This window comes from uncultured Mucilaginibacter sp. (genome assembly GCF_903893715.1).
Taxonomy (GTDB): Bacteria; Bacteroidota; Bacteroidia; order Sphingobacteriales; family Sphingobacteriaceae; genus Mucilaginibacter.
This window is the reverse complement of record NZ_CAITNG010000119.1, coordinates 14,587-35,856: the sequence shown is the minus strand read 5'-3', so window position 1 is coordinate 35,856 and position 21,270 is coordinate 14,587. Positions and strand designations below refer to the sequence as shown.

Sequence of the window (21,270 nt, the reverse complement as noted above, 5' to 3'; positions counted from 1 at the left end):
GAACAAATTCCTATCTTTGCAGCTCCATGAGCAAAACTGTAACGCCCTACCAAAACGAGCAGGCTACCAAAAAAGAACAGGTGGCCGACATGTTCAACAATATTTCGAAAACGTACGATTTTTTAAACCATTTTTTGTCGCTGGGGATTGACGTTATCTGGCGTAAAATGGCCATTAACGAATTGAAGCCGGATAAACCCCAATACATTTTGGATGTGGCGACCGGTACGGGCGATTTCGCTTTCGAATCGTTGAAGATATTGAAGCCGAAGAAAATTATCGGTGTGGATATTTCGCGCGGTATGTTGGATATTGCCGACCAGAAAATAGCCAAACGCCAATTAAGCGAGCGTTTTGAGGTACGCATGGGCGATTCGGAAAAACTGCTTTTTGCGGACGGTGAGTTCGACGCGGTTACCGTAGCTTATGGCGTACGTAATTTTGAGAACCTTGAAAAAGGCCTGGTCGATATACAAAGGGTGTTACGCCCGGGTGGAAAAGCGGTTATACTGGAGTTTTCGAAACCGCGTGTTTTCCCGGTGAAGCAACTGTATAATTTTTACTTTAACTATATTACACCGGGCATAGGTAAGCTGTTTTCGAAAGATGCAAGGGCGTATGCTTATCTTCCCGAATCGGTGGCTGCCTTTCCGGATGGTACGGATTTTATCGCGTTAATGGATAAAGTAGGCTTTAAACATACCAAACAAAGGCCTTTGGCGTTTGGTATCTGTTCGATATATACAGGTGTTAAATGATAAAAACCCGGTACCTTACTTTACTCATCCTCATATTTTGCGGCAAAAGCGTGCTGGCCCAGGTGCCTGCATGGGGTGGTGGTGCCGATTTAAAGGATATTAGCTTTGGTTTCGGGTTCCAGTACATAAGCTCCGATTTTAAGATTCTGAAAACCGCCGATTGGAGAACTCCCTACTATGATACGGGCTCCAAGTCGAACGTAACCGACTCACTGTCGAGCATCAGCACGGCCTCAACGCAAGGTTTTGGTGTTGGTTTTGTTGCCCGGTACCGGATAACCGACAACCTGGAAGTACGCACAACACCGTCGCTATCATTTACCGACCGAACACTCATCTATCAATACATCAACAGCGCCACACAGACTTTTAAGCAGGTAAACGCTTCGCTGGTGGAGGTGCCGCTATCGTTAAAAATAAAATCCGACCGCATTGTCAACTTTAGGGCTTATTTGCTGGGTGGCGTAAAGTATTCGTACGGCATCAGTAAAATACCTGCCGAAGACCCTAACCTATCGCCGCTGGATAAAATGGTGGTTACCAATAGGGGGTACGCATCGTATGAAGCAGGTATAGGTATGGACATTTACTTTGAATATTTTAAGTTTTCGCCCGAGTTTAAGATATCAAATTCGTTTGGCAATATACTGGCCACGGGCAATAATCCATACTCAAAACCATTGGATTCCTTGTTTTTGCATACTTTGGTTTTTACCATCTATTTTGAATAATCGAAGCCAATTAAGCAAAAAAACTTAACTTCGTGGCGTATAAAGCACTCATGTCTAAAATTGTACTCATAACAGGAGCCACCGCCGGGATAGGCGAAGCCTGTGCACACACCTTTGCCCGCGAAAAATATAATCTGGTACTGACCGGCCGCCGCACTGAACGCTTGGAAAAACTATCGAAAGAAATTACCGAAAAGTATGGTGTTGAGGTATTGACCCTGGAGTTTGATGTTACCGATAAAAACGCTGTGGTAAGCAAACTGGAAAGCTTGCCCGATGGTTGGAAAAAGGTGGATGTACTGATCAACAACGCCGGTTTAAGCAAAGGCCTCGACCCGGTGCAAAGCGGTTTATACGAAGACTGGGACCTGATGATAGATACCAATGTTAAAGGTTTGCTTTACGTGAGTAAAGTAGTGGCTAACTGGATGATAAGCAACGGTTCAGGTCATATTATTAATCTGGGTTCGATTGCGGGAAAAGAAATTTATGCCAACGGCCATGTGTATTGTGCCACAAAAGCGGCTGTGGATTTTTTGAGCAAAGGCATGCGGTTTGATTTGCTTACTTATGGCATAAAAGTTACGGCCATACACCCGGGCGCGGTGGAGACCGAGTTCTCGCTGATACGCTTTAAGGGGGATACGGAAAGGGTAAAAAAAGTTTACGAGGGCATTGTGCCTTTGGTTGCTGAAGATATAGCCGAAACGATATGGTTCGCGGCATCACGGCCGGCGCATGTGAACATTAACGAGCTCATCATTATGCCGACGCAACAAGCAAATGCTACGGTATTTAACAGGAAAGTTTAGAAAATAAGTCCATGGTCTATAGTCCACGGACCATGGACAAAAAAACAAATAACTCAGAAGATGTCACTAATCGAAACAATAGACCAGGATATTAAGAAAGCTATGTTGGCCAAACAGGAGGCCAATTTGCGCGCGTTGCGTGCAGTAAAGGCCGCGTTATTGTTGGCACGTACAGAAAAAGGTGCTTCGGATGTATTGACGGAAGAAGCGGAGATCAAAGTTTTGCAAAAGCTTGTTAAACAACGCAAAGAATCGTCGGATATATACAAGGCGCAAAACCGCGAAGACTTGTACAAAATAGAGATGGAAGAGCTGGAGGTAATAGAATTATATTTGCCTAAGCAAATGGATATTGCCGACATTGAACGAGTGGTGAAACAACTGATTATCAGTACCGGCGCCGCATCGGTAAAAGACATGGGCAAGGTAATCGGCGCGGCAAACAAAGAGCTGGCGGGCAAGGCCGACGGCAAAACCATATCGGAAGTGGTGAAGCGCTTACTGAGTTAAATAATTAATAATTTGTTGTAACTCCGTTGCAATAAACTATTTTTATGGCGGGCAATTTTATTTGCGTGCCGCTTTTTACAACGGCATATAATTTTAAACACACAAAAAACACCGATAATTTATATGGATTTCGTGCTTAAAGATGAAAACGGTTTTAGTTATATCGACGAGGGCGAAGGCGAAGTTCTGTTGTTGTTGCATGGCCTGATGGGCGCTTTGAGCAACTGGCAAGATGTGGTGGAGGAGTTTAGCAAAGAGTACCGGGTTATTATACCGATGCTGCCTATTTACGATCTGCCGCTGTTGACTACAGGTGTAAAAAGCCTGGCTAAATACGTTAATAAGTTCATCAACCACATGGAGTTGGATCAGGTTTGCCTGTTGGGAAACTCGTTGGGCGGCCATGTTGGGTTGATTTATTGTTTATCGCACCCGGAGCATGTACGGTCGTTGGTGTTGACCGGGAGTTCGGGGTTGTACGAAAATTCTTTTGGTGGCACATTCCCGCGCCGCGAAAGCTATGATTTTGTAAAAGAAAAGGTAGAATATACATTTTACGATCCGAGAACGGCAACCAAGGAATTGATTGACGAAGTTTTCCAAACGGTGAACGACAGGCATAAGGTGATACGAATTTTGGCGATGGCAAAATCGGCCATCAGGCACAATATGGGTAAGGACCTGCACAAAATAGAAATACCCGTATTGTTAATTTGGGGCAGAAACGATAAAATAACGCCGCCGGAGGTGGCTGAGGAGTTTCACCGGTTATTGCCCGACTCGGAATTGCATTGGATTGACCAATGCGGCCACGCGCCCATGATGGAGCGGCCATTGGAATTTAACCAGGTATTAAAAGGATTTTTAGAAAAAATAAAAGTATAGATGTTAGCCATTGAACTCATATCCGACATCATTCCTGCGGTTCGTACTTCGGCTACGATACAACAGGTTGTTGACCGGATGACAGAGTTTAAGGTGAGGCACTTGCCGATAGTGAACGAGAACCAGTTTTTGGGCCTCGTGTCGGAAGACGACCTGATTGAAACCACCGACTATACATTAGCTATCGGTTCGGTATCCTTGTCGTTGGTAAACCCCTACGTTTTTGAGAATCAGCACATTTACGATGTAATCAGGTTATTTTATGAGCGCCAATTGACGGTTGTACCTGTTTTGGATGCAAAGAAGGACTATTTGGGTCTTATTTCGTTAAATAGTATGAACGAATACTTTGCGCGTATTACTTCGGTGGCTGAGCCTGGTGGCATTATCGTACTCGAAATAAGCAACCGTAACAACTCGCTGGCGCATATGGCACAGATTGTAGAGTCGGACAATGCACAGGTGCTTAGCTCGTACATCCGCTCATTTCCTGATTCGACCCGTTTGGAGGTTACCTTAAAAGTAAACAAACAGGATATATCGGGCATAGTAGCTGCCTTTTTACGATACAACTATACCGTAAAGGCTACTTTTAACTTTACTCCGGTTGATGATGACTCGATGAACCGGTATGATTCGTTTATGAATTACCTCAATATATAAATTGCCTGCAGATGAAGATAGCGATATATGGGCGGCAGTTCAACAATTCGGTGTTGCCTTATGTACAGCAGGTTTTTACCCAACTGGAGGAACATGGGGTTGAGATTTATATTTTTAAGGATCTGGATGCCTTTTTGTCGGGTAAAATAGTTTTTTCGTACCCTTACCAAACGTTCGAAAAAAAACAGGACCTAAAGGGCATAATAGATGTTTTTTTGACGTTGGGCGGCGATGGTACCCTGTTGGATATCGTAGCTTTTATCCGCGATTCGGGTATCCCGGTAATCGGTATCAATTTTGGCCGTCTGGGTTTTTTGGCCAGCGTTAACAAGGATGATATCGCGAAGGCCATATCCGATGTAGTAAACCATAAATATACTTTAGACAGCCGTGTGTTGCTTAAAATAGAATCGGCGCCGGCGGTGTTTGGAGATGATAACTTCGCGCTAAACGATATTACCTTTCATAAACGTGATGATTCGGCCATGATTACCATACATGCATACCTGAACGACGAGCTCTTAAACTCGTATTGGGGCGATGGTATCATTATATCTACACCAACAGGGTCGACGGCTTACTCGTTGAGCTGTGGTGGACCAATTATCCTGCCACAGTCGGGCAATATTGTGGTAACACCGGTAGCGCCACATAATTTGAACGTGCGGCCCATCGTATTGTCGGACGATAATGTACTTAGCTTTGAGGTTGAAGGGCGTGGCCCCAATTATCTGGTATCGTGCGATTCGAGGACGGTTACCGTTGACAGCCCGATTAAATTTTATATCCGCAAAGCCGCTTTTGAGCTAAACCTGATCCGTTTGGATAATGAATCGTACTTATCTACGTTAAGGAACAAACTACTTTGGGGAATAGATGCCCGGAATTATTAAGATGCCCAAATTTTTATCCGCCCTTATTTTATCATGTTTGTTTATTTGCGGGGCCGACGCCCAGAAATGGGAAGCGGGCGCCACAATAGGGCCATCGGGTTATATCGGCGACCTTAACCCTACCAATCCCCTGAAATTTTCGGGCATATCGGGTGGTATTTTTGTAAAACACAATTTCAGCGGGTATTTATCGGTAAAACTTGGCTATATGTACGGCACCATAAGCGGTGCCGACAGTACGTCATCAAACCCGCAATATGTTAACCGCAATTTGAGTTTTTCCACCTCGCTGAGCGAGCTGAGCCTTACCGGAGAGTTCAATTTTAAAAACTATATACCTCAAATAGGCGATAATGTGTTTACACCGTATATTTTTGCCGGCATTGCTACAACAGCTTATAACCCACAGGCAACTTATAAAGGGGTGGTGTACAATTTAAGGCCGCTGGGTACGGAGGGCGAAGCACCTTATTCAAACTCCACTATCGCCATACCTTATGGGGCAGGTATCAAATTCAACTTTTCGGGGGCCTGGAACTTTATTGTAGACCTTGGGTATCGCGCTACTACCACCCCATATTTGGATGACGTAGCCAATAATTACGCTAATAAAAGCCAGTTGAGCGGAGTAGCGTTAGCGCTATCAGACAGGTCGGGCGAAAAGACAGGTGATTATATAGGAACCGCAGGCACGCAACGCGGCAATTACCGGGGAAACGATACGTATATGTTTTTTGGTTTTTCGGTATCGTATACCTTCATCAGCCAAAAATGCCCGACTTTTTAGGCCATTTCTTCGTCAAGTGGCTTGGGCGCGGGAGCCGAGTCTTTGATCAGTTTTTTATCAAGATCAAGCTTGTCTAAATAAAACAATACAGCGCAAATAGCTACAGTAGCCAAATCGCAAATGCGGCGTATCAGTTTAACGTTTTCGATGGTAGGGGCCAGGCGGATGATGGTAAAGGAGCAGGCGTATAATATCACCACAATAACAACCCCAAGCGGGAAAATGATGAGCTTTTTCTTTAATAAAACTGCCCAGTTTTTGCGGAGTGTTTCGTCGTGTATTTGGGCTGCAATCAATTTCTCATAGTACTGTTTAAAATACGCATAACAGGTAATCATAAACACACAACTCACCGATGAGATCATACCGCTTAAATTTGGAATAAAAATATCTCTTTTTTATTTAAAAACTAATATCGGGCATAAATTACACCCCTTTTTTTTGCACAATTGCAATTTAACTAACATTATGAAGGCAGGCAGGATATGTTAATGTTAAACTGGGTGCAACGCTTTGCCATGTATACGGTTTAATTTGCCTTTGGTTTGCATATGCAGGCTTTTTATTTGTTTTAGGACGGTGTTTTTGCCGTTTTTTTTCTTTTTGGGCTTATAATAAAAATATACAAAGTAAGTTTTACCTTTGTCCCCTGAAATTTTTTAATACTTTGGCTTTAAACAGCAAATAAAGTTTGTTTTTAGCAGCAGCCACCCATGGGATTTAGAGAAGAAATAGATACACACAAATTACCAAAGCATGTTGCTGTCATAATGGATGGTAATGGCAGGTGGGCTAAGGGGAAGGGCAAGATGCGCGTATTTGGGCATCATAACGGTGTGCTATCGGTAAGGGATGTGGTTGAAGGTGCCGGCGAACTGGGGATAAAATATCTGACGTTGTACACTTTTTCGGCCGAGAACTGGAACCGGCCAAAGTATGAGGTTACCGCCATCATGGAATTGTTGATATCGACCATTAATAAAGAGATAAAAAAATTAATGGAGAACAATGTACGTTTGAATACCATTGGCGATATTGACAAACTGCCCGAAAAATGCTACGTGGAATTAAAGAACGCCGTTGAAAAGACTTCGGCAAACACCGGGTTGGTATTAACATTGGCCCTAAGTTATAGCTCGCGCCGCGAAATTACCGACGCGGCAAAGGCCATTGCCGCAAAAGTTGAGAAGGGGTTGATAAAAGCCGAAGATGTTGATGAAGCGCTTTTTGCACAACATTTGCACACGGCTGATATGCCTGATCCCGAACTGCTGATCAGGACAAGTGGCGAATACAGGATAAGCAACTTCCTGCTTTGGCAAATTGCCTATGCCGAACTGTATTTTACAGATAAACTCTGGCCCGATTTCAGGCGTGAGGATTTGTTCGAGGCTATCCTTGATTATCAAAAAAGGGAACGTCGGTTTGGCCTCATCAGTGAGCAAATCAACTAAATTTTTATGTTTAACACTTTTTAACAACTGTATAAATTATTTTAGCCCATCAAAATATTCGAATGAATAAACTCCTTATTGCACTATTTTTCTCAGTCATTTGTTCGGCCGCATGGGCGCAGGTTTCAAACCAACCAAGGCCACAACTTACAAAATCAATACCGGCCGATAGTATAAGTTATTTAAGTCCGCGTGATTTTATCATTGGCGGCGTTAGCGTGAGCGGTACCAAGTATCTTGAAAAAGATGTGCTTATCACCATATCAAAATTAAACAAAGGCGATAAGATAACCATACCGGGCGAAGCTTCGGCAAACGTGATCAAAGCCTTGTGGGACCAAGGGCTTTTTGACGATGTGAAGCTGAATATTACCAAAATAGATTTGGATACCGTTTATTTGGAAATAGCAATAACAGAACGTCCGCGCCTATCGCGGATGCACTTATTGGGCATACGTAAAGGCGAGATAGAAGATATCCAAAAAATGTTGAACGACAAGGCCGGTAAAATTGTTAACGAAAACCTGTTGAACACTACCACCAACATCATAAAGAAGCATTTTAGCGATAAAGGCTTTTTGAATACCACAGTTGATATACAACAGCGTAAAGATCCATCGGATGCCAATAGTGTGATACTGGATGTGCATATCGATAAAAAGCAGAAAGTGAAGATCAATAAGGTGATGTTTGAGGGGAACGTAGTATTCACTCAAAAGAAACTCAAAAGCTTTTTGAAAGATACCCGCGAGAAAAAATGGACACATATTTTTGGTTCGAAGAAGTTTATCCGCGATAAATACGAAGACGATAAGCAGGAATTTGTACAAAAGCTACAGGAAAGAGGGTACCGCGACGCTGAAATTTTGAGTGATTCGGTTTGGAAAAACGACGAGCAAACGGTAAACGTAAAAATTAAAATGTACGAAGGGCCGAAATATTACTTCGGTAAGATCACGTTTTCGGGCAATTCAAAATACCCTACCAGTGTTCTAAATTCAATTTTGCGCATCAAAAAAGGCGATGTGTTTAGCGAAGACAATTTGACCAAACGTTTGAGCGGGCCAACAGCCAATGGGGACGATATATCATCGTTATACTTAAACGACGGGTATTTGACCTACCAGGCCGATCCTGTACAGACAAAAATATACAATGACACGATTGATGTTGACATCAGGATGTATGAAGGGCCGCAATACACCATTAACCGTGTTATTATACAGGGTAATGATGTTACCAACGATAAAGTTGTGCGCAGGGCCATACGTACTTTGCCGGGGCAAAAATTCTCGAAGGAAGCCATTGTGCGCAGTACACGTGAAATTACCCAATTAGGTAATTTTGATGAGCAAAAAACAGAACCGAAACCTACCAACATCAACCCGCAGGATGGTACGGTTGATATTGTTTATGATGTGGTTGAAAAACCATCAGATCAGGTTGAGCTTTCGGGCGGTTTTGGTGGCGGCCAATTGGTTGGTACGTTGGGTTTAACATTCAACAACTTCTCCATACGTAACTTGTTTAACAAAAGCGCTTACAAACCATTACCAAAGGGCGATGGCGAAAAGTTGAGTTTGCGCGGTCAATCGAACGGGCAGAATTACCAGAATTTTTCGTTTACGTTTTCGGAGCCTTGGTTGGGTGGAAAAAAACCTATCTACTTCGCGGTAACAGCCTATACCCAGTTAAGTTCGAATGCTTCGGCGTATGCCAGCACCGACCCTAATTTTTATAATTTACGTATCAATGGTGCCGGTATCACTTTGGGCGAGCAATTGAAGGTTCCGGATAACTTTTTCCAACTGAACTACTCGTTAAATGTTGATCACTATAATTTGAATAACTATCCCGGTTATTTGTTTAAAAACGGTACATCGTGGAACATTAAGCTGACACAGGAGTTGAGCCGTAACTCGTTGGACCAGCCTATTTTCCCTACGTCGGGATCTAATATTAAGTTTACCGTGCAGGCTACGCCGCCATACTCGTTGTTTAACGGCGTAAATTATGAAATAGCTACACCACAACAACGCTACCAGTTTGTTGAGTATCACAAATGGAAATTCGAGTCGCAATGGTTCCAGAAAATTGTTGGTAAATTGGTGTTAAAGGGTCAGGCGCAATTCGGCTTTATGGGCCAATACAATACTGCGGTAGGTCCGGCACCATTTGAGCGCTTTAAATTAGGCGGCGACGGTATGCAGAGTTACCAGTTTTTACAAGGCAGCGAAATCATTGGTTTGCGCGGTTATCAGAACTTTTCAATCGTTCCTGATGGTTCGGGCTATAACGCAAATAATAACCCGGGCAGTCCGGTGTTTAACAAATATGAGTTGGAATTGCGCCACCCGATTATTGATAGTCAGTCGGCAAAAATATTGTTGCTGGCATTTGCAGAGGGCGGAAACGTATGGAACAGCTTCAGTACTTTTACACCATTTAACGTAAAAAGGTCGGTAGGTTTTGGTACCCGTATTTTCCTTCCTATATTTGGGCTGCTTGGATTAGATTATGGTTATGGTTTCGATGCAATACCCGGCGCGCCGAGTGCAAACAAAAGCCAGTTCCACTTCTCTATCTCGCAGAGTTTAAATGGCGGCTTTAATTGATCGGAATATGAAAAAGGTTTTTTTAACACTGGTTTTTGCGTTGTTTATTGGGTTTAGCGGTTTTGCGCAACGTTTTGCGTATATCGATTCGCAATATATTTTGAACCATGTGCCGGACTATATTTCGGCACAGAAGGAGTTGAAAGCCTTATCGGACCAATGGCAAAAAGAAAGTGATGCCCGTTTTCAGGAAATCGACAGGATGTACAAAGCCTATCAGGCGGATCAGGTGTTGATGACGCCGGATATGAAAAAGCGTCGTGAAACTGACATTGTAGAAAAAGAAAAGGCAGCGAAAGATTTTCAACGCTCAAAATTTGGTCCCGATGGCGAATTAGCACAGCGTAGTAGCGCATTGATAAAACCGATACAAGACCGAATAGCCAAAGCCATACAGGAATTGGCCGAGAGCGACGGTATAGATATGGTATTTGATAAAAACAGTGAAGTAATTATGCTTTATGCCAATCCGCGCTACGACAGGAGCGATGATATTATAAAACGCTTAGGATTAAAGCCCGGAGTGTTGGCTAAGTAAAAAAAAATCTTTAAAATCGCAGAAAAATAAAAATCAGAAAAACCCCAAAATGAAAAAGTTATTTAAAGTTGTATTGATTGCCGGATGTATGGTTTTAGCAGGAACTCTTGCAAAGGCTCAGAATAAAATTGGCTACGTAAATTTTAACGCTGTTATAGACGTTATGCCGGATAAATTGGTTATCCAAAAAACATTGCAAACCGAAACAAAACAATATTCGGACGGCTTACAAGGCATGCAAGCTGAGTACCAAGCCAAATTGGCCGATTACCAAAAAGGCCAGGCCGGTATGAACGATGCTGTTCGTTTGGCAAAAGAAGGCGAGTTGACCGACATGCAAAAAAGGATGCAGGATTATAACACAACTGCACAACAAAAACTGGATCAAAGGCAACAAGAATTAGCTAAGCCATTGTTTGACAAAGTAAAGTTGGCAGTAAATGGTGTAGCGAAAGAAAAAGGATACGCGTATGTATTCGATTCGTCGCAACAAATAATGTTGGTATCGCCTGATTCGGACGACCTGACGGAAGCTGTTAAAACAAAATTAGGTATTGTTGCAGCAGCACCCGCAGCAAAAAAATAATCTTCCATCAAAACATTATGCTAAAGGCGGGACCCGATTTTTTTATTGGGTCGCGCTTTTTACATTTGTACCCATGTTAAACAATCAGCCTGTAGGTATTTTCGATTCGGGAATTGGGGGCCTCACGGTATTCCGGTCGATAGCGGAGGCATTGCCCCAATACGATTATATCTACTTAGGCGATAATGCGAGGGCACCTTATGGTAACCGTTCGTTCAAAACCATACATCAATACACACTGGAATGTGTTGAAGCCCTTTTTGAGATGGGCTGCCCTTTGGTCATATTAGCCTGCAACACGGCATCGGCCAAGGCATTACGTACCATACAGCAGCAGGACTTGAAAAAGAACGACCCCTCCAAACGTGTTTTAGGCGTTATCAGGCCCACTGCCGAAGTTATCGGCAATTATACCCGTACAAAAGAAATAGCCGTGTTAGGCACTAAGGGAACGGTACAATCGGGATCGTACATGCTGGAGATCGCTAAATTTTTTCCGGATGTGGTAGTACACCAACAAAGCTGCCCGCTGTGGGTGCCTTTGATAGAGAATGGTGAACATGATAAACCCGGTGCCGATTATTTTGTAAAAAAGTACCTGGATGAAGCTTTGGCCAAATCGCAGGATATTGATACGATTTTGTTGGGCTGCACCCATTACCCCTTGTTGACGCAAAAAATTGAAGCTTACCTGCCCGACCATATCCGCGTGGTATCGCAGGGTGATATTGTGGCAAAAAGTTTGGTGGATTATTTACAGCGCCATCCCGAAATGGAAAACAAATTGAGCAGAGGCGGCAACCGCCAGTTTTTTACTACGACCGACGACACACCCGACTTTGACCATATGGCGGCATCGTTCTTTCCCGAGCCGGTTACCTCATCGTTTATACAGGTGGTATAATAATCTACCAATTGAATAGATTTTACGTTTGGTGGATAATATTATGGCCTTATTTTCTCACAAATAAGTAAGTTTGCAGCCAAAGCAAAATTATTTGAACTTTTATTTGATCTATATAGCTGTTGGCCTGGGGCTTTTTGGGTTCTCGGCCGTGTTTGCCTTATTCGGGGTGTATGCCGAGCGTAAGGTATCGGCTTTTATACAAGACAGGCTGGGGCCTACCGAGACGGGTAAATTCGGCTTGCTGCAAACCGTTGCCGATATCGTTAAGTTACTCCAAAAAGAACTGATAACGCCTGCCGCAGCTGATAAACTACTGTTCGCGCTGGCACCTTTCATTATATTTATAGCCGTATACCTTGGTTTCGCGGTGATGCCTTGGGGGCCGGGTTTGGTGCCGGTTAGCCTTAATTTGGGGCTGTTTTACTTTTTCGCGATTGTATCGATAGAAACTTTGGGTATACTGATGGCCGGCTGGGGCTCGAACAATAAGTACTCCATGTTGGGCGCGATGCGTTCGGTTGCGCAGGTGATATCGTATGAGATACCGGCCGGTTTCGCTCTGATATCGGTAGTAATGATCGCGCAAACGCTGGACCTGCAACAAATAGCCACACAGCAAGGCATCTTATCCACAGAAACAACCAAGTTTTTAGGCTTTTTGGATGTGAGCCATATCGGTGGCATCCTGTCGTGGAATATCTTCAGGGCACCGCATTTGATGGTGGCCTTTGTTATTTATTTTATCGCATCGCTGGCGGAATGTAACCGTGCACCGTTTGATATACCCGAGGCAGAATCGGAACTGGTAGCGGGTTTCCATACAGAATATACCGGTCTGCGTTTTGGCTTTGTGTTTTTGGCGGAGTACTCGATGATGTTTTTGGTGTCGATGTTGGGTGTTATTTTGTTTTTAGGGGCCTGGAACACGCCGCTGCCCAATATCGGTGTGGTACAACTGGCTAACTGGACGACAGGCTGGGGCTGGGGTATTTTATGGGTATCGGTAAAGGCATTGGCGCTGGTGGGCGTACAAATGTGGATCAGGTGGACGTTGCCGCGTTTCAGGGTCGATCAATTGATGGACTTATGCTGGAAAGTGCTGACACCGCTGGCCTTCGCTTGTATGGTGATATCGGGGCTGTGGCGTTTATTGTTAATGTAAGCAAGGATGTTCAGGAATATCATAAAAGAATTGAAAACGGCCGGTGTGGGCATGGGGCTCACGCTAAAGCACTTGTTCGCGACCAAAAAACGGCGGGTGATGGATACCGTAAAGTCGGATAATTATTTTGAGCAACAAGGCAAAGGCACAAATACGATACAATACCCATCGCAAGAGTTGCCGGTGCCCGAAGTTGGGCGTTACCAGCTTTTTGTGGAGATAGACGATTGCATTGTATGCGACCTGTGCGCCAAAGTTTGCCCGGTGGATTGCATTGAGATAGATTCCATCAAATCGCCGGATTTGATCGGGCTGACATCAGATGGCTCGCCGAAAAGGTTATACGCGGCCAAGTTTGATATCGATATGGCCAAATGCATGTATTGCGGCCTGTGTACCATTGTTTGCCCGACGGAATGCATTACCATGACCAGCGAATACGATGTAAGCGTGCAGGAGCTTGATTTGCTGACCTATCAGTTTTCGGACATGCCGGCTGAAGTGGCCGACGAAAAGCGCAGGATATTTGAAGAAGCGCAGGCAGCCAAACAAGCCGCTAAATTAGCGGCCCTAAAAAAGAAGGAAGAAGGCCTATGAACATAGCGACATTGATATTTTATGTATTGGGTTTTGTGGTACAGGCATCGGCGTTAACGGTGGCGGTGAGCAAAAACCTGGTGCGTTCTATCTTTATGTTCTTTGTTACGCTGTTCGCGCTGGCCGGGCTGTATGTTTACGCTTTGGCGGATTTTGTCGCGGTAACGCAAATTGTGGTATACGTTGGCGGGGTGTTGGTGCTGATGCTGTTCGCGTTCATGCTGTCGAACAGGGAGGTGCTGAACAATTTGCAGGAACGCAACAGCCGGTTTTTTTCAATACAAAAAGTACCGGCTATTTTGGTGGCGGTGTTGTTTTTACTGATTTTGGTGAACGCCATTATCAAAGCAGATGTGGATAATATGGCCTGGATAAAAATATCGGCACAAAACAACAATGTGATACAGCCGGCGGACAATATGGTGCCGAATATGGGCGTGAATTTGATGACGCGGTATTTGCTGCCCTTTGAGGCGGTATCGATATTGCTGATGATGGCGCTGATAGGCGCCGCGCATTTGGCACGAAAGGAGGAGCATAAATTCCAATGATTACGCTCACCAATTTTTTGCTGATCGGTGCGGGGCTGTTCGCTATCGGGATCTATATGGTATTGGCCAAACGCAATGCTATACAGGTTTTGATCGGTATCGAATTTATTTTGAACGCGGCTATACTGAACTTAGTTGCCTTTGGCAAATACGATAAGCTGTACAACAGCGGGCAAACCTTTGCTTTGTTTGCCATTGTGTTGGCAGGCGCGGCAGCGGCAGTGGCTTTGGCGATAATACTGAATGTGTACAAGCAATATAAAACCATTGACCCGAATAAGGTGGAGAAATTAAAGGACTGATGATGAAAAAGATTATAGCTTTTGTCTTTTTGTTGTCGCCATTCATGTCAATGGGGCAGGTGGTTGTTGTTCCGAAGGACACTTCCAAATCAGCTGTGCAACATCAGTTATTGATTAGAGACATGCCTACTGTGATGGATGGTCCATTGTATGTTTTGGATGATAAAGTGGTTAAGAAAGACCAAATTGATACGTCCAAAATTCGAAATATTGAAATAGTCAGAGGCGCAGAGGCCGCAGCGATATGGGGTTCAAGAGGAGTTAACGGTGTATACGTTTATACTTCTGAAAAATTTGCTAAAAAGAAAGCTGAGGCGATGACTTTACCAAAACTTTTAGGCAATGACCCATTTTATGTTGTCGATGGCGTCCCTGCTGAAAATATGGATAGACTGAATCCAGACAGTATCATAAATGTGGAGATATTGAAATATTCTAACGTACTTATTTATTCGCAGAGGGCGGCGCGACCGATAGTAATCATAACCACCATAAAAGGCGAGAAGCTGTCATATGAAAAAGAACTCGGACAATTATCTTCAAAATATCTCAACTATATTCAGCAGAAAAATGGAAACGATAATGATGTAGTATACCTGGTAGACGGCGAATTAATTAAAAATCCATCAAAAGATTACGTGGTTTTTTTATATGACACTATCAATAAAAATATAAAACACATTTCCTTTAAAATGACAAAAGATTTGCACTCAGGTTTCTACTCAATACCAATGGTAATCATCACCACAAAAAAATAATTTGCAAACAACTTTACTACATACCGACCCAACCATCCAACTCGCCTTATTAGCGGTGCTGATACCGTTTGCGGTGGCTTTGGTGAATTTGTTTTTGGTGAAGAACCAAAGCAAGGTATCGGGTTGGCTGGGTACGTTGGCTATTCTCATCAGTTTTGTGCTTTCGGCAGTTGTTTTTAGCAGGGTTTGGAATGTGGGCGACCTGCACTCCCAATGGCTATGGTTTACGGCGGGCAAGCTGCAGGTGGGTGCCGGGGTGTGGCTGAACAACCTTTCGGTATTGATGCTGTTGCTGGTTACGGGCATTGCTTTGCCGGTGCATATCTATTCCATCGCATACATGCAGGGCGATGAAAAATACAGCCGCTATTTTGCTTATCTCGGTTTCTTTTGTTTTGCCATGCTGGGTTTGGTGGTGGTGGATAACCTGCTGCTGCTGTATATGTTTTGGGAGCTGGTGGGTTTTGCATCCTACCTGCTCATTGGCTTTTGGTTCACGCGTGAAAAGGCGGTGCAGGCCAATAAAAAGGCTTTTATTATGAACAGGATCGGGGATGTGGCGTTGTTGTCGGGCATCCTGATTTTGTATGCTGATTTTCATACGTTTAACATGGTTACCTTGTTTGATAACCATGCCACTGCGGCATTTGTCAATGCTGCGGACAGTACATGGATCACCCTGCCGGGGATATGCTTTTTGATCGGCGCGATGGCGAAATCGGCACAGTTCCCGCTGCATACCTGGCTGCCCGACGCGATGGAAGGGCCGACATCCATATCCGCATTGATCCACGCCGCTACGATGGTCGCAGCAGGTATATTTTTATTGGGCAGGGTGTATGTAATGTTTAGTCCGGATGTGTTGACTTTGATGGCTTGTATCGGTTGTTTTACGGCCTTTATGGCCGCTACCATCGCGCTGACGCAAAACGATTTGAAACGTATTCTGGCTTACTCTACCATATCGCAACTGGGTTTTATGATGATGGCGATGGGGGTAGGCGCGTATTCGTCTGGCTTGCTGCATTTGGCCACGCATGCCTTTTTTAAATGTTTATTATTTTTGGCAGCCGGTGTTATCATCCATCAAATGCAGCATTTGAAAGACGAACATCAACTCGATATCGATGCGCAGGATATCAACAATATGGGCGGCATGCGCAAGGGGATGCCTGTAACTTTTGTTACCTGTGTTGTTGCCTCGCTGGCCTTGATCGGTTTTCCGTTTACGTCGGGCTGTTTATCGAAAGACGGCATTATGGTGCAGGCGTTTTACTGGGCTGAGGGTAAAAGCTGGCCGCATTTTATTGTCCCGGTAACGGCATTGCTCACCAGTTTGCTCACTATATTTTATATCAGCCGGTTACTCTTCAAAGTGTTTTTTGGCGAGGCCAAAATAAAAGAGATGGTGCCCAACCTGAAAACGGTGGGGCATGATGGTGGCTGGCTGTTTAGCCTGCCGATGATATTTTTGGCGCTTTGCAGTTTGTTCCCGCTGTTCTCATTCCATCCGTTTGATTATAGCGAGGCATGGATCGTTCAAGGTTTTGGCATCGCTGTAAAGGCAGCCGGCAGCATAAGTTATGAAACGTTGGTGGCGTTGACTGTCAATATTTTTGGTATCGCTATAGTTTACTTAGCTTACACCCTGTATATCAGCAGGAGCAGGGCCATCAAACAGTCGGGCTTTTTGTTCAAACTATCGTACCACGAATGGTATATCGATTGGTTTTACCACCGGGTCATCATCAAAGATGTATTGCGGATAGGCAGCGTACTATCATGGGTAGACCGAAATATTTTTGACGGCATCATCCATCTGTTTGGCTCGGTTAGTATTTTTATCGGGAAGATTACGGCCTGGATAGATAAATACCTGATCGACGGGTTCATCAACCTGTTGGTAACGGTGGTAAAACAGGCCGGCAATTTTGTGCGGGGTTTTCAAACCGGCAGGGTGCAGGCCTATTTGCTCAGCATGCTGCTGCTTATTGTGGTTATTTATGTTTTAAAGACGTTTATGTAAATGAATATACTTTCGCTCATCATTTTTATACCTATCCTGTTTGGGCTCATCATTTTGGTGCTGCCTGCGGGCCTGCGTTATATATACCGGTCGGTAACCCTTTGCGCCACTTTGCTGCAGTTAGGCTTGAGTATATGGCTCTATGTGCAGTTTAAAACGGGGGCAGGCTTTGCAGGTGTAAACCACGAGGGCCAATACCAATTTGTTGAGAAATTCCACTGGATAGCGCTGAACTTAGGCGCGATGGGCAAAATGCAGATCGATTATTTTGTGGGGGTGGATGGGATATCCATTATGCTGTTGCTGATGTCGTCGGTTGTGATGGTGGTGGCGGCTTTGGCATCGTGGGAAATTAATAAAAACCACAAAGGATATTTCGCGCTGTTTTTATTGCTGGATATGGCGATTACGGGCGTATTTTGCTCGCTGGATTTCTTCCTGTTCTATATTTTTTACGAGTTGATGTTGCTGCCGTTGTATTTCCTGATCGGGATATGGGGCGGTGCCAAGCGGGAGTACGCGGCGATAAAATTCTTCCTGTTTACGCTGTTCGGTTCGGTATTTATGTTGCTGGTGATGGTGGGATTGTACTTCTCGGTAAAAGACCCTGCCACGGGTTACCATACCTTTAACATCATCCAGATGATGAACCCCGCTAATTACGATAAGGATTCGATATTCGGGTTTATCGGCACGCATATGCTGTTGGGTATGCCGGCGCGTACGGTTGGCTTTATTACTTTGTTCATTGCCTTCGCTATTAAAATACCTGTGGTGCCGTTGCATACCTGGCTGCCCGACGCGCACGTGGAGGCGCCTACGCCGGTTTCCATCATATTGGCGGGCGTATTGCTCAAGGTGGGCGGTTATGGTATGATACGGATATGCTTTGGCATTTTCCCGGAAGTGGCTACGCATGGCGCGTTTTGGATTGGTTTGTTGGGGATGATATCGATACTATACGGTGCGTTTAATGCATTGGCCCAGCGCGATCTGAAGCGTTTGATCGCGTATTCGTCTATATCGCACATGGGCTTTGTTTTGCTGGGGATAGCTTCGCAAACGGCCGAAGGTTTGAGCGGCGCGATGATGCAGATGGTGAGCCACGGCTTTTTATCGTCGATGTTGTTCTTTTTGGTGGGAGTTATTTACTACCGTGTGCACGACAGGGACATTTACAGCTTCCGTGGCCTGAGCAATTTGATGCCGAAGTACACGGTATTTATCATGATCGCGTTCTTCGCCTCGCTGGGTTTGCCGGGCTTTTCGGCATTTATCGGCGAACTGTTCAGTTTGATAGGTGCGTTCAACTCGCAAACCGCCAACGGACTGCTGCCCACCTGGATGGCCATGGGTGCATCGGTGGGTATATTATTGGGCGCCGGGTACTTTTTATGGACGCTGCAGCGCATGTTTTTCGGCGAATTAAAAATAAAAGGGGGGCAAGTATGGAAATTGGCCTTAGTTGACATCAGTACTCGCGAAATGCTGGTATTGGTGCCTTTGTCTATCTTAACATTGGCTTTGGGCTTAATGCCATCATTAGTGTTTGCCAAGATCAACGATTCGGTTTTGGCATTTGTTCAATTTATTCACGTAAACTAAACTAATGATGAAAAAACTAATGTTCATGTTCTTCGGACTATTGCTGTCGGCCTCAGCAATGGCCATCGGCGACCAGAAGGTCCCTTCGAAAGTTGAAAAGGTGACCGTTTTTTTAGGTGGGGCGCAGGTAACACGTTCGGCTAACGTGAGTATCCCTGCCGGGCAATCCACCATTACGTTTGAGGGATTGTCGGCAGATATAGATGTTGAGAGCCTACAGGTGCATGCAGATGGACCTTTTACCATCTTATCAGTAAAAAGCCAGGCAAATTATTTGAACGTGCAAACGAGATTACAACAGGTAGTCGACTTGCTTACCCAACAAAAAACACTTCGCGACAAGCTGGGCATGCAAAACGATATATTATCGGTTTACAAGCAAGAAGAACAGTTATTGGCCAGAAATCAGGTAGTGAGCGGCCAGAACACCGGCCTTGACATTTTAAAACTAAAGGCCGCCCTCGATTTTCAGACGGAACGTTTGTTGGGATTGAAGAAAAAAGAGCAGGACACCAATAACCAAATTATTGAACTGAACGCCCAAATTCAAAAGTATAACCGTCAAATTGATGATATCACCAAAGGCGAGGCGAAAACAACCGCCGATGTTATTGTTACTGTTTCTGCAAAAACAATAGTTTTCGCTTCGTTTACCATTAGCTATATGGTGCATAACGCGGCCTGGTACCCCAGTTATGATATTCGTGCAAAAGATGTAAATAGTCCATTGAATATCGCCTATAAGGCCAATGTATACCAAAAATGCGGCGAAGACTGGAAAGGGGTAAAGCTGACCTTATCGACAGCTAACCCGAGCGTTAACGCTATTAAGCCGGAGTTGAAGCCCTGGTACCTTAACTTTGGCGTTACCTATAATTTCCAAACAGAAAGTATTGGCAAAGTAAGCGGCAGCGTAACGGATAATATGGGTGCGGTTTTGTCGGGTGCTATCATCAGGGTGAAAGGTACATCCATAGCCACAGTCAGCGATGCCAACGGCAATTATTCTATCCAACTGCCCAAAGGCGATAATATAGTGTTGCAGTTTGTCGAACTGGGTTACCAACCCAGCGAGCAACGTGTTACATCCGCAACGATGAATGCCATATTGGTTTCGCAGGTGCAATCGGTGCAACAAATAAGCGTCCGTTATGCCATGGATACCGTGGAATATAAAGCCAGTGCTTATAAGGTTTTGGAAAAAACCAGTATAAACGAGCTGCTAAAAAAAATGGAGGGTTTCGATGTAGGCAGCGATGGTTCAGTTACCCGCCAGGGACAGCAAATAGCAAGCGTACGGTTGAACGGAAAAGATTTTTCAAGTGGCGATGTAGCAACAGCTATGAAGAATTTGCCCGCAGACGTGATTGAGAGCATGCAGGTGATTGACGACTATGGGGACCAGGCAAATATGACGGGAATTAAGACAGGAGAACCAAGGAAGATATTGAACTTTACCACTAAAGACAAAAACTACTTTTCGGTTTCGACGCCATTGGATGTACAAGAAAACGAGAGGCAGACCAATTTTGAATTTGATATTGCCAACCCTTATGATATACCAAGCGATGGCAAACAATATGCCGTGGAAATTGGCAATTATGATTTGAACGCATCCTTTCAATATTACGTTGCGCCTAAACTGAACACGGACGTTTTTTTGACCAGCCAGTTGGTGGATTGGAACAAGTATAATTTCCTTTCGGGAGAGGCGAATTTGTTTTTTGAGGGGACTTACATCGGTAAATCATTATTGGATACGCGTGCTTCGGGCGATACTTTGAACCTGAGTTTAGGCGTGGATAAGAATATCGTGGTAACACGTACCCTGCAAAAGAATTTGACACAACGCCAGGCCATTGGCTCCAATATTAAGGAAACCAAAGATTGGGTAGTTGAAGTTAAGAACCGCAAAAACCAACCCATCAACCTGTTGGTGGAAGACCAGGTGCCGGTATCGCAAAATACAGGGATAGAGGTGGAAAAACAGGAATTATCGGGTGGTAAGGTGAACGATGACAGCGGCAAAGTGCAATGGGTGTTGAAACTGGCCCCGGCCGACGATAAGAAGCTGGAGTTGCGCTACCAGGTAAAATATCCAAAAAATCAACAAGTTATTGTACAATAGTT

General features: G+C 44.4%; 22 protein-coding genes. 21 read left to right on the top strand and 1 reads right to left on the bottom strand.

Annotated elements, in window-relative coordinates:
- Positions 1–26: 26 nt before the first annotated feature.
- The 8 genes from ubiE (at position 27) to QZX97_RS13635 (ending at position 6,039) form a co-directional block, all read left to right on the top strand.
- Positions 27–758, top strand: a complete 732-nt coding sequence (ubiE, locus tag QZX97_RS13670) for a bifunctional demethylmenaquinone methyltransferase/2-methoxy-6-polyprenyl-1,4-benzoquinol methylase UbiE (RefSeq protein ID WP_295647910.1) — start codon at positions 27–29, stop codon at positions 756–758.
- Positions 755–1,489, top strand: a complete 735-nt coding sequence (locus QZX97_RS13665) for an outer membrane beta-barrel protein (protein WP_295647909.1) — start codon at positions 755–757, stop codon at positions 1,487–1,489. The genes ubiE and QZX97_RS13665 overlap by 4 nt, the downstream gene beginning before the upstream one ends.
- A 50-nt stretch (positions 1,490–1,539) precedes the next feature.
- Positions 1,540–2,301 (top strand): SDR family NAD(P)-dependent oxidoreductase, encoded by a 762-nt coding sequence (locus tag QZX97_RS13660; protein WP_295647906.1) that lies wholly within the window; start codon positions 1,540–1,542, stop codon positions 2,299–2,301.
- Between the two features lie 60 nt (positions 2,302–2,361).
- Positions 2,362–2,811, top strand: a complete 450-nt coding sequence (locus QZX97_RS13655) for a GatB/YqeY domain-containing protein (protein WP_295647903.1) — start codon at positions 2,362–2,364, stop codon at positions 2,809–2,811.
- 123 nt (positions 2,812–2,934) lie between these two features.
- Complete coding sequence (locus QZX97_RS13650; RefSeq protein ID WP_295647900.1) at positions 2,935–3,696, top strand: alpha/beta hydrolase; 762 nt, start codon at positions 2,935–2,937, stop codon at positions 3,694–3,696.
- Positions 3,697–4,359, top strand: coding sequence for a CBS domain-containing protein (locus tag QZX97_RS13645; protein WP_295647898.1), 663 nt, complete (start codon positions 3,697–3,699; stop codon positions 4,357–4,359).
- Positions 4,360–4,370: 11 nt separating this feature from the next.
- On the top strand, positions 4,371–5,252 hold the full coding sequence (locus QZX97_RS13640; protein WP_295647897.1) for an NAD kinase: 882 nt from the start codon (positions 4,371–4,373) through the stop codon (positions 5,250–5,252).
- Position 5,253: 1 nt separating this feature from the next.
- A complete protein-coding gene (locus QZX97_RS13635; protein WP_295647894.1) occupies positions 5,254–6,039 on the top strand; it encodes a DUF6089 family protein in 786 nt (261 codons plus the stop codon).
- On the opposite strand, the gene QZX97_RS13630 is transcribed toward QZX97_RS13635, so the two are convergent.
- Entirely contained in the window at positions 6,036–6,377 is a 342-nt protein-coding gene (locus QZX97_RS13630) for a hypothetical protein (RefSeq protein ID WP_295664724.1), read from the bottom strand. The genes QZX97_RS13635 and QZX97_RS13630 overlap by 4 nt on opposite strands.
- Positions 6,378–6,752: 375 nt before the next feature.
- Between QZX97_RS13630 and QZX97_RS13625 the strand changes: the two genes are divergently transcribed.
- From QZX97_RS13625 to QZX97_RS13565, 13 genes are all read left to right on the top strand, one after another.
- Positions 6,753–7,493: an isoprenyl transferase gene (locus tag QZX97_RS13625; RefSeq protein ID WP_295647889.1), complete on the top strand. Its 741-nt coding sequence runs from the start codon at positions 6,753–6,755 to the stop codon at positions 7,491–7,493.
- A gap of 62 nt (positions 7,494–7,555) precedes the next feature.
- The gene (gene bamA, locus QZX97_RS13620; protein WP_295647887.1) at positions 7,556–10,108 is read left to right on the top strand and encodes an outer membrane protein assembly factor BamA; all 2,553 of its coding nucleotides are present in this window, start codon (positions 7,556–7,558) and stop codon (positions 10,106–10,108) included.
- A gap of 7 nt (positions 10,109–10,115) precedes the next feature.
- Complete coding sequence (locus tag QZX97_RS13615) at positions 10,116–10,646, top strand: OmpH family outer membrane protein (RefSeq protein ID WP_295647886.1); 531 nt, start codon at positions 10,116–10,118, stop codon at positions 10,644–10,646.
- Between the two features lie 49 nt (positions 10,647–10,695).
- Entirely contained in the window at positions 10,696–11,232 is a 537-nt protein-coding gene (locus QZX97_RS13610) for an OmpH family outer membrane protein (protein WP_295647883.1), read from the top strand.
- A 73-nt stretch (positions 11,233–11,305) separates the two neighbouring features.
- Positions 11,306–12,136 (top strand): glutamate racemase, encoded by an 831-nt coding sequence (murI, locus tag QZX97_RS13605; RefSeq protein ID WP_295647881.1) that lies wholly within the window; start codon positions 11,306–11,308, stop codon positions 12,134–12,136.
- 73 nt (positions 12,137–12,209) lie between these two features.
- Positions 12,210–13,301 carry an NADH-quinone oxidoreductase subunit NuoH gene (nuoH, locus tag QZX97_RS13600; RefSeq protein WP_295647879.1) on the top strand — a complete coding sequence of 364 codons (1,092 nt, stop codon included), beginning with the start codon at positions 12,210–12,212 and terminating at the stop codon, positions 13,299–13,301.
- Positions 13,302–13,307: 6 nt separating this feature from the next.
- Positions 13,308–13,898 (top strand): 4Fe-4S dicluster domain-containing protein, encoded by a 591-nt coding sequence (locus tag QZX97_RS13595; RefSeq protein ID WP_295647876.1) that lies wholly within the window; start codon positions 13,308–13,310, stop codon positions 13,896–13,898.
- Positions 13,895–14,449, top strand: a complete 555-nt coding sequence (locus QZX97_RS13590) for an NADH-quinone oxidoreductase subunit J (RefSeq protein ID WP_295647873.1) — start codon at positions 13,895–13,897, stop codon at positions 14,447–14,449. The genes QZX97_RS13595 and QZX97_RS13590 overlap by 4 nt, the downstream gene beginning before the upstream one ends.
- Positions 14,446–14,751, top strand: coding sequence for an NADH-quinone oxidoreductase subunit NuoK (gene nuoK / locus QZX97_RS13585; RefSeq protein ID WP_295647870.1), 306 nt, complete (start codon positions 14,446–14,448; stop codon positions 14,749–14,751). Before QZX97_RS13590 ends, nuoK begins: the two co-directional genes overlap by 4 nt.
- Positions 14,751–15,509: a hypothetical protein gene (locus QZX97_RS13580; protein ID WP_295664723.1), complete on the top strand. Its 759-nt coding sequence runs from the start codon at positions 14,751–14,753 to the stop codon at positions 15,507–15,509. Before nuoK ends, QZX97_RS13580 begins: the two co-directional genes overlap by 1 nt.
- Position 15,510: 1 nt before the next feature.
- On the top strand, positions 15,511–17,535 hold the full coding sequence (nuoL, locus tag QZX97_RS13575) for an NADH-quinone oxidoreductase subunit L (RefSeq protein WP_295647865.1): 2,025 nt from the start codon (positions 15,511–15,513) through the stop codon (positions 17,533–17,535).
- Entirely contained in the window at positions 17,536–19,140 is a 1,605-nt protein-coding gene (locus QZX97_RS13570) for an NADH-quinone oxidoreductase subunit M (protein WP_295647862.1), read from the top strand.
- Positions 19,141–19,144: 4 nt separating this feature from the next.
- Positions 19,145–21,268 carry a mucoidy inhibitor MuiA family protein gene (locus tag QZX97_RS13565; RefSeq protein WP_295647859.1) on the top strand — a complete coding sequence of 708 codons (2,124 nt, stop codon included), beginning with the start codon at positions 19,145–19,147 and terminating at the stop codon, positions 21,266–21,268.
- The last annotated feature ends 2 nt before the right edge of the window (positions 21,269–21,270 follow it).

Coding starts and splice junctions, on each gene's coding strand:
- ubiE (WP_295647910.1), top strand. CDS start 27: ATGAGCAAAACTGTAACGCCCTACCAAAACGAGCAGGCTACCAAAAAA.
- QZX97_RS13665 (WP_295647909.1), top strand. CDS start 755: ATGATAAAAACCCGGTACCTTACTTTACTCATCCTCATATTTTGCGGC.
- QZX97_RS13660 (WP_295647906.1), top strand. CDS start 1,540: ATGTCTAAAATTGTACTCATAACAGGAGCCACCGCCGGGATAGGCGAA.
- QZX97_RS13655 (WP_295647903.1), top strand. CDS start 2,362: ATGTCACTAATCGAAACAATAGACCAGGATATTAAGAAAGCTATGTTG.
- QZX97_RS13650 (WP_295647900.1), top strand. CDS start 2,935: ATGGATTTCGTGCTTAAAGATGAAAACGGTTTTAGTTATATCGACGAG.
- QZX97_RS13645 (WP_295647898.1), top strand. CDS start 3,697: ATGTTAGCCATTGAACTCATATCCGACATCATTCCTGCGGTTCGTACT.
- QZX97_RS13640 (WP_295647897.1), top strand. CDS start 4,371: ATGAAGATAGCGATATATGGGCGGCAGTTCAACAATTCGGTGTTGCCT.
- QZX97_RS13635 (WP_295647894.1), top strand. CDS start 5,254: ATGCCCAAATTTTTATCCGCCCTTATTTTATCATGTTTGTTTATTTGC.
- QZX97_RS13630 (WP_295664724.1), bottom strand. CDS start 6,377: ATGATTACCTGTTATGCGTATTTTAAACAGTACTATGAGAAATTGATT.
- QZX97_RS13625 (WP_295647889.1), top strand. CDS start 6,753: ATGGGATTTAGAGAAGAAATAGATACACACAAATTACCAAAGCATGTT.
- bamA (WP_295647887.1), top strand. CDS start 7,556: ATGAATAAACTCCTTATTGCACTATTTTTCTCAGTCATTTGTTCGGCC.
- QZX97_RS13615 (WP_295647886.1), top strand. CDS start 10,116: ATGAAAAAGGTTTTTTTAACACTGGTTTTTGCGTTGTTTATTGGGTTT.
- QZX97_RS13610 (WP_295647883.1), top strand. CDS start 10,696: ATGAAAAAGTTATTTAAAGTTGTATTGATTGCCGGATGTATGGTTTTA.
- murI (WP_295647881.1), top strand. CDS start 11,306: ATGTTAAACAATCAGCCTGTAGGTATTTTCGATTCGGGAATTGGGGGC.
- QZX97_RS13595 (WP_295647876.1), top strand. CDS start 13,308: ATGTTCAGGAATATCATAAAAGAATTGAAAACGGCCGGTGTGGGCATG.
- QZX97_RS13590 (WP_295647873.1), top strand. CDS start 13,895: ATGAACATAGCGACATTGATATTTTATGTATTGGGTTTTGTGGTACAG.
- nuoK (WP_295647870.1), top strand. CDS start 14,446: ATGATTACGCTCACCAATTTTTTGCTGATCGGTGCGGGGCTGTTCGCT.
- QZX97_RS13580 (WP_295664723.1), top strand. CDS start 14,751: ATGATGAAAAAGATTATAGCTTTTGTCTTTTTGTTGTCGCCATTCATG.
- QZX97_RS13570 (WP_295647862.1), top strand. CDS start 17,536: ATGAATATACTTTCGCTCATCATTTTTATACCTATCCTGTTTGGGCTC.
- QZX97_RS13565 (WP_295647859.1), top strand. CDS start 19,145: ATGATGAAAAAACTAATGTTCATGTTCTTCGGACTATTGCTGTCGGCC.